The organism is Indioceanicola profundi (assembly GCF_003568845.1).
Taxonomy (GTDB): Bacteria; Pseudomonadota; Alphaproteobacteria; order Azospirillales; family Azospirillaceae; genus Indioceanicola; species Indioceanicola profundi.
The window spans coordinates 2,855,347-2,868,713 of record NZ_CP030126.1 but is presented as its reverse complement, the minus strand read 5'-3'; the positions used below and the strand labels follow the sequence as shown (position 1 = coordinate 2,868,713).

At 68.8% G+C, this 13,367-nt stretch carries 15 protein-coding genes, 1 tRNA gene and 1 riboswitch; of the genes, 9 read left to right on the top strand and 7 right to left on the bottom strand.

Annotated elements, in window-relative coordinates; genetic code table 11:
* Positions 1-94: 94 nt before the first annotated feature.
* Positions 95-1,165, bottom strand: coding sequence for a hypothetical protein (locus DOL89_RS13695; RefSeq protein ID WP_119679651.1), 1,071 nt, complete (start codon positions 1,163-1,165; stop codon positions 95-97).
* A 225-nt stretch (positions 1,166-1,390) separates the two neighbouring features.
* Positions 1,391-1,466, bottom strand: a tRNA-Ala gene (locus DOL89_RS13690).
* A 346-nt stretch (positions 1,467-1,812) separates the two neighbouring features.
* Between DOL89_RS13690 and DOL89_RS13685 the strand changes: the two genes are divergently transcribed.
* The 6 genes from DOL89_RS13685 (at position 1,813) to DOL89_RS13660 (ending at position 6,646) form a co-directional block, all read left to right on the top strand.
* On the top strand, positions 1,813-2,352 hold the full coding sequence (locus tag DOL89_RS13685) for a GNAT family N-acetyltransferase (protein WP_205574588.1): 540 nt from the start codon (positions 1,813-1,815) through the stop codon (positions 2,350-2,352).
* Between the two features lie 74 nt (positions 2,353-2,426).
* Positions 2,427-2,525: riboswitch (TPP riboswitch) on the top strand.
* The gene (thiO, locus tag DOL89_RS13680; RefSeq protein ID WP_119679650.1) at positions 2,520-3,671 is read left to right on the top strand and encodes a glycine oxidase ThiO; all 1,152 of its coding nucleotides are present in this window, start codon (positions 2,520-2,522) and stop codon (positions 3,669-3,671) included. (Overlaps the previous riboswitch by 6 nt.)
* Before the next feature lie 153 nt (positions 3,672-3,824).
* Positions 3,825-4,025: a sulfur carrier protein ThiS gene (thiS, locus tag DOL89_RS13675; protein ID WP_119679649.1), complete on the top strand. Its 201-nt coding sequence runs from the start codon at positions 3,825-3,827 to the stop codon at positions 4,023-4,025.
* 20 nt (positions 4,026-4,045) lie between these two features.
* A complete protein-coding gene (gene thiG / locus DOL89_RS13670; RefSeq protein ID WP_119679648.1) occupies positions 4,046-4,828 on the top strand; it encodes a thiazole synthase in 783 nt (260 codons plus the stop codon).
* 4 nt (positions 4,829-4,832) lie between these two features.
* Positions 4,833-5,474 (top strand): thiamine phosphate synthase, encoded by a 642-nt coding sequence (locus DOL89_RS13665; protein ID WP_205574587.1) that lies wholly within the window; start codon positions 4,833-4,835, stop codon positions 5,472-5,474.
* A 65-nt stretch (positions 5,475-5,539) separates the two neighbouring features.
* A complete protein-coding gene (locus tag DOL89_RS13660; protein ID WP_119680432.1) occupies positions 5,540-6,646 on the top strand; it encodes a COX15/CtaA family protein in 1,107 nt (368 codons plus the stop codon).
* A gap of 96 nt (positions 6,647-6,742) precedes the next feature.
* On the opposite strand, the gene DOL89_RS13655 is transcribed toward DOL89_RS13660, so the two are convergent.
* The 4 genes from DOL89_RS13655 to motA all read right to left on the bottom strand — a co-directional run bounded on the left by DOL89_RS13655 (position 6,743) and on the right by motA (position 10,491).
* A complete protein-coding gene (locus DOL89_RS13655) occupies positions 6,743-7,579 on the bottom strand; it encodes an endonuclease/exonuclease/phosphatase family protein (protein ID WP_225889800.1) in 837 nt (278 codons plus the stop codon).
* Positions 7,580-7,861: 282 nt separating this feature from the next.
* A complete protein-coding gene (locus DOL89_RS13650; protein ID WP_119679647.1) occupies positions 7,862-8,431 on the bottom strand; it encodes a DJ-1/PfpI family protein in 570 nt (189 codons plus the stop codon).
* Between the two features lie 352 nt (positions 8,432-8,783).
* Positions 8,784-9,467, bottom strand: a complete 684-nt coding sequence (locus DOL89_RS13645; RefSeq protein WP_119679646.1) for an orotate phosphoribosyltransferase — start codon at positions 9,465-9,467, stop codon at positions 8,784-8,786.
* A gap of 163 nt (positions 9,468-9,630) precedes the next feature.
* Complete coding sequence (gene motA / locus DOL89_RS13640; RefSeq protein WP_119679645.1) at positions 9,631-10,491, bottom strand: flagellar motor stator protein MotA; 861 nt, start codon at positions 10,489-10,491, stop codon at positions 9,631-9,633.
* A 239-nt stretch (positions 10,492-10,730) separates the two neighbouring features.
* Here motA and DOL89_RS13635 point away from each other — a divergent pair, with 239 nt between their 5' ends.
* Together DOL89_RS13635 and DOL89_RS13630 are read left to right on the top strand one after the other, a co-directional pair.
* The gene (locus DOL89_RS13635; RefSeq protein ID WP_119679644.1) at positions 10,731-11,198 is read left to right on the top strand and encodes a hypothetical protein; all 468 of its coding nucleotides are present in this window, start codon (positions 10,731-10,733) and stop codon (positions 11,196-11,198) included.
* On the top strand, positions 11,192-11,791 hold the full coding sequence (locus DOL89_RS13630; protein WP_119679643.1) for a hypothetical protein: 600 nt from the start codon (positions 11,192-11,194) through the stop codon (positions 11,789-11,791). Before DOL89_RS13635 ends, DOL89_RS13630 begins: the two co-directional genes overlap by 7 nt.
* A gap of 38 nt (positions 11,792-11,829) precedes the next feature.
* Here DOL89_RS13630 and DOL89_RS13625 read toward each other — a convergent pair whose 3' ends face one another.
* Positions 11,830-12,567 (bottom strand): Crp/Fnr family transcriptional regulator, encoded by a 738-nt coding sequence (locus tag DOL89_RS13625; protein WP_225889799.1) that lies wholly within the window; start codon positions 12,565-12,567, stop codon positions 11,830-11,832.
* Positions 12,568-12,869: 302 nt separating this feature from the next.
* Between DOL89_RS13625 and DOL89_RS13620 the strand changes: the two genes are divergently transcribed.
* Complete coding sequence (locus DOL89_RS13620) at positions 12,870-13,367, top strand: hypothetical protein (RefSeq protein ID WP_119679641.1); 498 nt, start codon at positions 12,870-12,872, stop codon at positions 13,365-13,367.

Here is a 13,367-nt window from a genome sequence, read left to right as displayed (position 1 = left end):
GCTTATCATCTTCATCCTGTTCATCATTTTCATCTTTCAAGATGTCCAGCACCTCGCCACCAAGTCTCCGGACATCATCTGTGCCTGCGCCGCCCTACGGGGCCTTCCGGTCCTTTGCCAGCGCCTCGTACTTGGCGAGGTTGGCCATCATCAGGTCGGCGATCAGGGCGCTCGGAAGCTGCGGCGTGCCGCCCTCGCTCCAGGCGGTGGTCTCGGCGGCAGGGGCACCGGCAGCGGTACTGGCCAGGGCGGAGGCTGCGGGCTGAGGCGCCGCGGCCGGTTGGACCGGGGCGGGGGCAGGCTGGGCGGCGGGTTGCGGTGCCGCGGCTTGTTCCTGGGCGCGCAGCAGAGCCTCCTGGGCGGCGCGGGAACGCTCCGCATTGGCCATCTGCACCACCTTGGGCGGGATCATGGATTTGGGCGGCTGCGGGCTGCCGGCCCCTGCCATGGCCCGGTACTGGGCCAGACCCATGCCTTGGGCCGCCGGCTTCGCGGCACCATTGTCCTGCATCACGGCCGCCATCACCGCATCCCCGCCGCCAAGGCCGGGAGAAGGCAGGGTGGCCGCGGCAGCGCCCGGCAGGCCGGCGGCGGCCATTGCGGCGGCGGACCCGCCCGGCGTCTCCGTCATCCGGCGAAGCTGCTCCTGCTGCAGCGCGGCCATGGGAATGGCTGTGGATTCCGCCGGCTGGCTGGCGGGCGTTGCCGCGGAAGCGGCCTCTTCGGCGGAGGGGCGGGCCGCAGGGGGCGGAGCTTCGGCGAGCTGGGTGGCATTCGCCGGCTGGGCGCTTTCCTCCCCGCTGCCGAACAGCATGGCGACCATATGCTCGCCCGCATCCTTGCCGGTTTCCTGCTTCAGCGCCACATCGGCGCTGGCGACGGCGAAGCCGACGGCGCCGAACATCAGGGTGCTTCCGGCGATCTGCGCCTCCGGACGGATGGTGTCGCCGGTCATGGCGCGGTAGGCGCGGTTGACCACGGGGATGTGCTGCAACGGGTTCACCACGTCCAGCAGATCCCAGAAGGAATAGCCGTCCTGCTGGCCGGCCGCTTCGGTCCCGGCCTCGCCGCCCTTCCGCGCAACCTCGCCCGACTGCTGCTGCGTTTCCGCTGCGCGGTGCATGTGGCGGGGATGATGGATGTTGTGGATGCTGTTCGGCGGCATGGCTCTCCCTCCTGCGATGGGAAGAGCAGCAAGCGGCGTGCCAGCCGGAAACGCCTTCAGAACAGTAGTTTAGCGAAGATGGGCGGGGGCAGACGGTGCCACCCGGCGGATTCTGCCGGGCAGATGACTCCGCCCTGCTGCGGACTGCATTCGGTGCGGCGGCGACACAGGCCAAGCACGGGCAAGACCCGATCAGCACATATATCGATGTTATCCGGGGGGAATTGGTGGAGCCGAGGAGGATCGAACTCCCGACCTACGCATTGCGAACGCGTCGCTCTCCCAGCTGAGCTACGGCCCCACGCTGGAACGCCCTGGGTATTCGGCGTTCCGAAGTGGGCGGGATAATGGTCATCCCCGCACCGGCTGTCAAGCGTCGCGATGAGCCCTTTTTGGGACGGCGTCAGGAGGGCGGCTTGACCGACCCGCAACCCCGGGTTAGCCTCCCTTCATGAGCATGCGCGCCGTATCCTGCCTAACCCTGACCGTCCAGGTCCACCTCGGTGGACAGGGGGCCATGGTCATGGGCTGACGGCAGGCGCCGCAAGCTTCCACACCCAGGCCCCGCCGGAGACGGATCGGGGCCTTTTTCATGCCTTTTCTCCCGCTTCCCTCCGCCGCCCGGCCGATAGACCGGAGATTCGGACATGGTCGAGATGGAGATGATCGAAGCGGAGAGCGGCAGGCCGGCGCCGGCCCGCATCACGGTGCGCGCGGCCCGGCCGGAGGATGCGGAGGCGGTATGGGAGATGGCCGGCATGCCGGGCTTCCGGCATGGCACTTTGCGCCTGCCGTTCCGCCCCCTGGCGGAGACGCGCCGCTGGCTGGAAAGCCCCGGCGAGGGCGACACGCTGCTGATGGCGGAGGCGGGGGGCATGGTGGTGGGCAATGCCGGTCTGCACAGGCGCAAGGGCCGCCAGATTCACACGGCCCATATCGGCATGGGCGTGCGCGATGACTGGCAGGGGCGCGGGGTCGGCAGCGCCATGATGGCGGCCCTGCTGGACACGGCGGACAACTGGCTGGACCTGAAGCGCGTGGACCTCACCGTCTATGCCGACAATGCGCCGGCCATCGCGCTGTACCGCAAGTTCGGCTTCGTGGAAGAGGGGCTGCACCGTGCCTACGCCTTCCGCGACGGGCGCTATGTAGATGCGTTGGCGATGGCGAGGCTGCGGGGTGTGTAGGGCGCGACGCGCGGCCCGGTATCCGCGGTCTCCGGTCCCACCCTCTTGCCTTGCCGTCCGCCAAGGTCCATGACTCTAGGGGCCTGGGGTGCCGCGGGCGGTCCGCGGCTGAGATCACACCCATAGAACCTGATCCGGGTCATGCCGGCGAAGGGAGCACGCGATCCATGACGATTCCATCCACATCGGCGGCCAAGCCTGCCGTCGCCATCATCGGCGGCGGCGTGGTCGGGCTGTCCATCGGCTGGCGGCTGGCGCAGGCCGGCTGCGCCGTCGACATCTATGAGAAGGGAACCGCCGGGGCGGGGGCCAGCCGCGCCGCCGCCGGCATGCTGGCCGCCGGGGTCGAGGCCGAACCGGGGGAGCAGAGCCTGCTGCCGCTGTGCCGGGAAAGCCAGCGCCGCTGGCCCGGCTTCGCGGCGGAGCTGGAGGCCGCCAGCGGCATGCGGGTCGGCCTGCGGCAGGAGGGCACGCTGGCCGTGGCCCTGACCCGCGACGATGTGGAACATCTGCGCAGCACCTATGAATTCCAGCGCGGGCTGGGGCTGGAACTGCACTGGCTGCATGGTGCCGCGGTGAAGGAGCGGGAGCCGTTCCTGAACCCCCGCACCTCCGCCGGGGTGTTCAGCCCGGCCGACGGGCAGGTGGACAACCGCCAGGTCTGCGCCGCCCTGATCCTGGCCTTCGCCAAGGCCGGCGGGCGGCTGCACCAGCGCACCGGGGTGCAGGCGGTGGACATCGCGGCCGGCCGGGTGCGCGGCGTCGTGGTGGACGGGGACTTGCGCCCGGCGGATGCGGTGGTGCTGGCGGCCGGCGCCTGGTCGCGCCAGATCGCCGGCCTGCCCGCCGGGGCCATGCCGCCGGTGCGGCCGGTGAAGGGCCAGATGCTGTCGGTGCGCATGGACCCGGCCAATCCCCTGCTGCGCCATGTGGTGTGGCCGCCGAAATGCTATCTGGTGCCCAGGCTGAACGGCACGCTGATCGTGGGGGCGACGACGGAGGAGAAGGGCTGGGACGAAAGCCTGACCGCCGGCGGCGTGCTGGCCCTGCTGGAGGCGGCGTGGCGCGCCCTGCCGGGGATCGAGGAGCTTCCCATCGCCGAGATGTGGACCGGCTTCCGCCCCGGCAGCCGCGACGACGCGCCGGTGCTGGGGCCGGCCCCCGGCGTCGACGGGCTGGTGCTGGCCACCGGCCACCACCGCAACGGCATCCTGCTGACCCCCGTGACCGCCGACAGCATCGCCGAGCTGGTCCTGACCGGGCGGACGGCCGATGTGATCGCCGGGTTCGGGATGGGGCGGTTCGGGGGTGGGGGGTGATGGGGTCCCGGCCTGCTTTGGCCTCGCCCATCGACAGGCTCAGGGTGAGGCCAAAGGGTGAGACCGGAGCAGTAACATCACGAATGGAGCCATTTTCCCTCACCCTGAGCCTGTCGATGGGCGAGGGAAAATGGCGGTGGCCTTGAGGAAAAGATGATCAAACTCAACGGAAAGCCCCGCGAGGGCGCGCCATCGGGGTTGGTGGAGCTGTTGGCCCGGGAAGGCTACGATCCCGCGGCGAAGGGCATCGCCGTGGCGCTGAACGGCGCCGTGGTGCCGCGCGCCCGCTGGGGGGAGACGTCGCTGTCCCCCGGCGACGAGCTGGAAATCGTCAAGATCATGCAGGGCGGTTGAGCCGCCGGATCGGACCCATCATGACCAATATCCACACCGACCCGCTGAAGATCGCCGGCAAGAGCTTCGGCTCCCGTCTGTTCCTGGGCTCCGCCGGCTATCCGAACCAGCAGGTGTTCCTGGACAGCCTGGCCGCGTCCGGGGCGGAGATCCTGACCGTGTCCGTGCGCCGGGCCGACTTGACCGGCCATGGGGAAGGGCTGCTGGAGCTGGTGGCCGGAAAGGTCCATCTGCTGCCCAACACCGCCGGCTGCGCCACCGTGAAGGACGCCGTGCTGACCGCCCAACTGGGGCGGGAGGCGCTGGGCACCGACTGGGTGAAGCTGGAGCTGATCGGCGACCGCGAAACGCTCTATCCGGATGTGGAGCAGTTGCTCCGCGCGGCGGATGAGCTGGTGCGCGACGGCTTCATCGTGCTGCCCTACTGCACCGACGACCACATCGTCTGCCAGAAGCTGGCCGATGTGGGCTGCGCCGCGGTGATGCCGCTGGGCTCCCCCATCGGCACGGGCTTGGGAATCCTCAACCCTTACAACATCGAAACGGTCTGCGCCCGCAGCCCGGTGCCGGTGGTGCTGGATGCCGGGATCGGCACCGCCAGCGACGCCGCCCTGGCGATGGAGCTGGGCTGCGACGCCGTGCTGCTGAACACCGCCGTCTCCAAGAGCACCGATCCGGTGCGCATGGCCGCCGCCATGCGGGCGGGGGTGGAGGGCGGCAGGCTGGCCCGTCTGGCCGGCCGCATCCCGAAGCGCACCCGTGCCGAGGCATCCAGCCCCGAGCTGGGCCTGATCGGTAGCTGACGCCGTGGCCCTGCCTGCACCGCCCGTGCTGCTGATCACCGACCGGATGCAGGCCCACCGGCCGCTGGCGGAGGTGGTCGCGGCGGCGCTGGCGGGCGGCTGCCGCTGGGTCGGCGTGCGGGAGAAGGACCTGCCGGCGGACGGGCTGGCGGCCCTGGTGCGGAAGCTGCTGCCGCTGGCGGAGCGGCACGGGGCGCGGCTGACGGTGCATGGCGATCCGGCCGCCGCGGGGCTCTGCCACGGGGTGCATCTGCCGGCCGGCGGCGATGCCGCGCGGGCCCGCGGGCTGCTCGGCCCCGCGGCGCTGGTGGGCGTCTCCTGCCACACGCTGGCGGAGGTGCGGGCGGCGCGGGAGGGCGGGGCGGATTACGTGACCTTCAGCCCGGTCTTCCCGACGGAGTCCAAGCCCGGCTACGGCCCGGCGCTGGGGCCGGGGGCGCTGGCCGAGGCGGCCGCCATCGGCGTGCCGGTGCTGGCGCTGGGCGGGGTGGATGCCGGGAATGCCGCCGCCTGCCGGCGGGCCGGGGCGGCGGGGCTGGCGGTGATGGGCGGCATCATGCGGGCGGGCGATCCTGCGGCGGCGATGCGGGAGCTGCTGGCCGCCCTGGCCGCCGATGCGACCCCGGGCCGCACGGATAGATTTTGACCCCTGCGCCCGCAGCGCCCATATCGGGCCGGAATGATGTGATCCGCCTGAAAGGGCCAGTTCCCGTGACCACCGAAACCTACAGCCCCGCCGCCGCCATCGGCGGCAAGGCGCAGGCCGCGACCAGGGCCGTGGCGGCGTGGCTGCTGTGCTGTGCGGCCATGGTCTTCGCCATGGCGATCATCGGCGCCATCACCCGTCTGACCGAAAGCGGCCTGTCCATCACCGAATGGAAGCCCATCACCGGCGCCATCCCGCCTTTGAACGAGGCGCAGTGGATGGCAGAGTTCGAGAAGTACCGCCAGATCCCGGAATACCAGTACGTCAACCGGGGCATGAGCCTGGAGGAGTTCAAGCAGATTTTCTTCTGGGAATGGTTCCATCGGCTCTGGGGCCGTCTGATCGGGCTGGTGTTCCTCATTCCCTTCGTCTGGTTCTGGGCCACGGGGCGGCTCTCGAAGCGGATGGTGCCGCGGGCCCTCGGCCTGCTGCTGCTGGGCGGGGCGCAGGGCTTCATGGGCTGGTTCATGGTGATGTCGGGGCTGGTGGACCGCACCGATGTCAGCCACTACCGGCTGGCCGCCCATCTGGGGTTGGCCTTCGTGATCTTCGGCGCGCTGCTGTGGGTGGCGCTGGACGTGCTGGACCCGCGGCCCGGCAGCCACCGGGCGCGGGAGGCGGTTGGGCTGCGCAAGCATCTCTGGTTCGCGCTGGCGATGGTGGCGGTCACCGTGGTCTGGGGCGCCTTCGTCGCCGGGCTGGATGCCGGCTTCGCCTACAATAGTTGGCCGCTGATGGACGGGCGTATCGCCCCGCCGGAGATGTGGAACCTGTCGCCGGTCATGGCGAACTTCGTGGAGAACACGGCCACGGTGCAGTTCGCCCACCGTTGGCTGGCGGTGGCGACGGCGCTGGTGGTCTGGGCCTATGCCTTCCGGGCGCTGAAGTCCGGGATCGATCCCCGCGGCAAGATGCTGGCGCTGGGCCTTGCGGGGATGATCCTTCTGCAGGTGGCCATGGGCATTGCCACCCTGCTGAGCTTCGTCTGGATTCCGGTCGCCGCCGCCCACCAGGGCGGGGCCCTGGTCGTGGTGGCCCTGATCCTGTGGAGCCTGCATGAGCTGAAGGTGCCGACGGAGGGGCGGGTGGCCTACGTGGGCGCAACCTCGTAGGTCGGATCAAGCGCAGCGCCGATCCGGCGCGGTGGCGAAGACCGGCGGCGGTATGTAGGATCATCGCCCAGGGCTCGATCCGACCTACGGACCGGCTCACCCCTTCCTCGGCACCCCGATCAGGGCCTTGACCGGCAGATGGTCGCTGGCGCGGCGGGTCAGGGCGTTGCGGACCACGTCGTAGCCGGCGAGCTTCAACTCTCCCGACACGAAAATCCGGTCCAGCCGAAGGGTCGGCAGGCGGGCGTGGAAGCTGCGCGGTGCGGCGCAGTCGGGCAGTTGCTCCGACAGGCGTTTCAGGCGCGGCGCGCTGGGCCGCCATTCGTTCAAATCGCCCATGAAGATGGTGGGCATGCTCCTGCCCGCCGCCACATGGTCCAGGATGCGGTCCACCTGGGCATTGCGCTCCCACGGGTCCAGCCCCAGATGGGCCACGATCAGCCGCACCGGCGTGCCCTCCACCTCCAGCACGGCGGCCAGCGCGCCGCGCGGCTCCCGCACTGGAAGCGACAGGTCGATGGGCACGGTGTCCAGCACCGGCAGGCGGGTCAGGATGGCGTTGCCGTAATGGGCCTGGCTGTTGTGCTTGGTGGGGCCGCTCAGCGCCTTGTAGCCGGTGGCCTCCGCCAGGAAGGCGAACTGGTCGATGCCGGTTTCGCCGCGATGGTGCCAGCCCACCTCCTGCAGCCCGATGGCGTCCACATTCAGCCCGCGGATCACGCCGGCGACCCGGTCGGGGGCGAAGCGGGCGTCGATGCCGACACAGGAATGCACGTTCCAGGTGGCCACATGCAGGGGGGCCATTCCCTCCGGCACCGGGCCTTCCCGGCGGTCGGCTGCGCGGCGCGCATCCTCATGGCTCATGAATCCGGGCTTCAGCCGTGCGGCCGCGCGCTCGCGGGCGCGACGGAGGAGCGGCGGGGTCTGGGCCATGGACACCTCGTACGTGGTCGGCGGAGCTGCCGGTCGTTCAACCGCTTGCGCGCCGGAATCTCCCCGGCACCGCGGACCGGTCGCGCAACCGCCGTCCCGTATAACGCAATCGGACGTGAATTCCTGCCCCTCTCTCGCACTGCAACGGATGATTCCGGCGCTCGGCGTCGCCCGGACATGAAAAAAGGCGCCGGAACCGGTTTCCCGGCGCCGACGCCTTTCAAGTCCGTTGCAGGGCCGCGCGGGTCGAACCGCCCGCGGGCCGATACTCTGCCTGCCGGATCAGGCCGCCTGCTTACGCTGCTCAACCGCCTGGACGAAGGTCCGGGTGACGGCCTCGACAAAGGCGTCCAGATGCTCCTGGCCCTGGGCGGTGACCAGATAGCGGTCGACCACCACGGGCTCCTCCGACCAGTCCGCACCCTCTGCCTTCAGCGCGTCGGCCACGGCCGGGGCGGAAGTCAGGGTGCGGGCCTTGGCCTTCTGGGCCGTCGCCAGCAGGGACACGCCGGTGCCGATGGCGGCGACGCCCTTGCCGGCATCCATGAAGCTGCCCAGGATGCGGCGGGTGTGCGGGTTGTTGACCAGCTTGGCCACGCTGCGCTCACCGCCCGGCAGCAGCAGCAGGTCGAAATCGGCGGCGAGAACGTCGCCGACCTGCTTGTCCACCGGGAAGTAGTGGCCCCAGGCGGTGCCGTGCCAGCCGTTGACCAGGCCCTGCTCCGGCGAAATGATCTTCAGATTGGCGCCCAGCTTCAGCAGGGCGCGCTGCGGCTCGGTCATCTCCAGCTCTTCGAAGCCGTTGGCGACGAGGATGGCGACGTTCTTTCCGGCGAGCGGCTGATCGGTCAATGTCTGTCTCCTTCTTGGTTGCTCCGGCGGCCCTGCGGTGACCGGTCCCGCCCATTCCTGCCCCAGCGTCGAACAACGCGCGGCAGGAAAGGTTCGCTGGTCCGTCCGCGGCGGCGGAAAGGACGTGACCGCTGCCACCCGATCAGCCCGTCTGGCCGGCCGGATGAAGCGACGGTCACGCGTCGCGCGCCCCCAGCGCTCAGAACGCGGGGTCGGGCGGGGGCGCGTGGTCTCGGATGTCGTGCATGGCACGGTATCTGGACGCTGGAAGCGCCGAGGTCAACATTCTATTCGGGCAGGGCAGCCATCGGCGGACGTTCGGTCGCATCGGGGAACAGCGGCGCTTACGGAGTCATCCGGTCCGCTGAGCGGTCCAGCGGCCGGGCTGGTCCAGAAAGCGCCGGATTTCCTCCTGCGCCTCCGGCGGCAGCCGGCCGGTCTCCCCCGCCGCCTCCAACAGGTCCCACCAGGTGACCAGCGCGTGCAGCCGCACGCCCATGGCGCTCAGCCGTTCATGGATGGTGTCGAAGACGCCGTACTGGAACAGGGTGAACAGTTCCGGCACCGTCGCACCGGCATCCTGCAAGGGGCGGATCAGCGCCTCCTTGCGGGCCCCGTCGGCAACGAGCTGCTCAACAAGCATAATGCGCCAGCCCGGCTCCACATGTCCTTCCACACTGTTCTTGTGCGGATTGTCCTCACAGGAGCGGCGGACGAAGACAAGGGGCAGGCACAGGCGGTCGGCGATCAGCGTGGCGAATGGCACGCCCTGGCCTTCCGTCCGGCAGGCGATGGCGTCCAGCCCCTCCGTACCGATGTCGCGCTTGATCATCTCCAGCGCCAGGCGCAACAGCTCGTCCCGCGCCGCGGGTCGGCTCAGGACCAGGCGGGCATCCACATGCAGCGGGCTTTCAAAACCCTGGGCAAGGCGGAAGGGAAGTTCCGGGTCGTAGCGCACGCATCCCGCTTCCAGCAGCAGGCGCGCCGTAGCACGGGCTTCCTGCCGCAGTTCCATGTCCGCATAGTCCGGCACCATGGCATCCTCCCCGTCCTGTGTTTTCGGTCCTTTGTCCAGGACCGTAACACCGGGAAGGCATTGGAACGGCGGGGGAGATAAGCCGGCCGGCCGGTGCAGGAGGGGTAGAGGCCCCCCTTCCTGCGGGGCGGCGGGTCGCCGTCCGCCCCGTGGACCCGCAGCCCTAGCTGATGGCGGCCAGCGCCTCTTCCAGCTCGGCGAAGTCCGGCATGTATTCCGACGGCACCTTCTTGCGCGCCGCCTCGATGGAGACCTGGGGGGCGTAGCCGGCCAGGTGGGCGGTGATGGCCGCGCGGATGACGTGGTAGAACTGGTTCTCCTCCTCCACGATGCTCTTCAGGCGGCCGGCAATGGGCGCCATGATGCCGTAGGACAGGAAGATGCCCATGAAGGTGCCGACCAGGGCGCCGCCGATCAGCTTGCCCAGCACTTCCGGCGGCTCGCTGATCGAGGCCATGGTCTTGATCACGCCCAGCACGGCGGCCACGATGCCCAGCGCCGGCATGGCGTCGGCCACGTTCTGCAAGGCGTGGGAGGAGTGGAGCCCCTCATGCTTCACCTTCTCGATCTCCTGCTCCATCAGGGACTCCATCTCGTGCGGGTTGTCCACGCCGATGGAGAACATGCGCAGGTAATCGGCCACGAACTTGACCGTGAAAGGGTCCTTCATGATCGATGGGTAGGCGTTGAAGATGTTGGACTCCATGGGCTTCTCGATGTGCTGCTCGATGGCCAGCACGCCCTTGGTCTTCATCGTCTTCAGAATCTGGTACAGGAGCGACAGCAGCTCCATGTACTCTTTCTTGTGGAAGCGTGCCCCGCTGAAGATCTTCTTGATGTCACCCATGGACTGCTTGACCACATGGGTGCTGTTCGTGATCAGGAAGGCGCAGACGGCGGAGCCGCCGATGATCATGATCTCCTTGGGCAGGGCCTCGAGCACAATCCCGATCTTGCCGCCGAAGATGATGTACCCGCCGAACACGCAGAAAAACACGCCGAACAGGCCGATGGCGGCAAACATGACCTACCCCGGTTGGTGGAAAGTACCCCTGTCTAGAGGGTCAAGGTAAACGAAAGCTTTGTCAAACCTTCCCTGCCGTATCGTCCGGCGGGCACGAGGCGTCTGTCCGGTATTCTTCCATGAAACATGGGGGTATATGGGGCCGCATTTACCGTAAAAGATGAAAGCGGCGTAGGAGGCGGCTTCACCTTCTACTCCGTTCGAGGTAGGCTCTGCCGCAGAGGACAGGCGGGGGCACCATGGCGGATATCACGGCGGAAACCGGGGCGGCGGTTGCCGGACGGCAGGCGGGCGGAACCGGATGGGCGGGGCGTCTGCGGGCCGGTGCGGAAACGGCCCCTCTCGGCACGGCCGATCATCTGATCCAGGAATGCGACGCCATGGTGCGGTATGCGCTGGGCCAGGGGCTGCGCATGCCGCCGGAAGTGGCATCCGCCATCGTGATGCTGGAGGATCGCGGCGGGCTGATGGGCGCCACGCCCACGCTGCCGCAGATCGTGAACCTGCATAACCGGCTGGGGGAGCTGGTGGCGCCCGCCAGGCCGCACACCATCCTGCTGCTCTACCAGGACCGGAACCGGTTCCCGCTTCTGAACAATTTCGGGCCGCTTCCGAACATCCGCCGCCTGATGGTGATGGCGTTCATCGCCACGGGCGGGTTCGTGACGCTCAGCCTTTCCCCTACATCACGAGCGACAGCATGCTGAAGGCGGTCTATGCGATGCAGGGGATCGAGCTGCTGACAGTGATGCTGTTCCTGATGAGCGCCGCGGCGCTGGGAGCCTGCTTCAACGCGCTGTTCACGGCCCATCATTATATCAGCGACGGCACCTACGACACGCGCTTCGACAGCTCCTACTGGATGCGGATCGGGCTCGGCGTGATCTCCGGACTGCTGATGGCGGAGCTGATCCCGGTCGATGAAGTTCTCCAGAGTGAAGATCAATCGAAGATCAAGGCCGTAGACCTCGGCAAGCCGATGCTGGCCCTGCTGGGCGGGTTCTCCGCGAACCTGGTCTATACGGTGTTGCAGCGGGTGGTGCAGACCATCCAGTCCCTGTTCCAGCCCGCCCCGGTCGAGGCCAGGGATGCGGCGGAACGGGACATGCGCAGCCGGATCGACCAGCAGGTGGCCAGAAGCCGGATGGATTCCGCGGGGACGCTGCTGACCTTGCAGGACGCAATCGCCAAGGGCACGGACAAGGACCAGCTCGCCGCCATCGTCAGTCGCGCCCTGGACACGCTGGTGCCCGGCAGCCGCGCAGCCCAGGAGAAGGCGGGCGAGGGCGGCGGAAGCTGAGGACAAGGATGCGGGCCGGCGGAAGCCGGCCCGACGCCTCACGCGCCTTCGGCCAGGTCCAGCAGGTCGCCCATGTCGTGGATCTGCACCTTGTTGCCTTCCAGAAGGCTGATCACCCGGGTGGTCTTCAACTGGGTGAAGGTGCGGCTGACGGTTTCGGTGGTCAGGCCCAGATAGTCGGCGATGTCGGCCCGGCTCATGGGCACATGCACCGGGTTCTCCTTGTAGCCGCGGCGCTGGGCGCGCTGGGACAGCATCAGCAGGAAGGAGCAGATCTTCTCCTTCGCCGTCTTGCGGCCCAGCAGCAGCATCTGGTCCTGGGCCGCCGCCAGCTCGTTCGACGCCATGGAGAAGAGACGGCGCTGCATCTTCGGGAACTCGTCCAGCAGCGCTTCCATCCGCTTGCGCGGGAAGCGGCAGAGCTGGACCGGGGTGATGGACTCCGCGGAGTAGGCGTAGTTCTCGTTGACCGCCAGCCCCATGAAATCGCCCGGCAGCAGGAAGCCGGTGATCTGCCGCCGCCCGTCGGGCAGCAGCTTGTAGAGCTTCATGGTCCCGGCGGTGACGTTGTACAGCGTGTCCGCCGTGTCGCCTTCCGCGAACAGGGTGTGGCCGGCCTCGTGCCGCACGGTCTGGAGGATTTCCGCCATCCGCCGCAGCTCCTCCGCCTCCAGGGCGGCGCAGACGGACAGGGAGCGCACCGGGCAGGCCCCGCACGGGTTCACGTCGGCCTGCGCCGACAAATCACGGACCTTGCCCATATCGAACGGCGGCACCGCCATCTCCCCACCAGAAGGCGCAAAGGCAATCAAATCATGCGCCGGGAAGTTCCCCCCTGCAACGCCTATCGGCCACAGCGCAGTTGGATGCTCCGACGCTAAGATGGATATGTGCCACCTCTTGTTCCAAGGGCGCCAGTTCCTTGCACCGGTCCGGGGGCGCTTTCCCGTGCTACGGATGGTCGCACAAAAGTGGTGAAGGGCGCGGAATCCGCCCAAGCCGCCGCACCCTTGATCCACGTCAAGGCCGGGCCGGGGGAAAGCCGGCATGGTCGGCGGGTGCAGAGAGCAGAGCCGCCATGCCCGACCAATATACATTGAAGCCGCTGGACCCCCGCCGGATCGACATGGCGTTCCCCGTCGTGCAGTCCAGCTTTCCCCGGCTGACCATCGACCGCTGGCGTGACTATGCCCGCGCCATGCTGCCCCTGGCGGACGCCGCCAGCAATGTGGTGCCGCTGCCGGGAACGGAGCCGACCGGCATCGTCGTGGCCCAACTTCCCCACGGCTATATCCACGGCGTCTTCGGCTACCGCGTGCTTCACAGCCTGTGCCACGGCCGCACCTTGCAGGTGGATGTCTTCGTGGCCCTGAACCTGTTCGATCCCACCGCGGCGGCGGAGGCGCTGCTGCTGGAGATCGAGCGGACGGCACGCCAGCACCGCTGCGACGCCATCCATTTGTCCCTGCCGGAACTGCCCGACGGCGCCCTGCGCGGCCGGATCGAGCGGATCGGCCTGCATATGGAAGGGGTGCGGCTCTGCAAGTCGCTGGCACCGGCGGCGGCAGCGGAATAG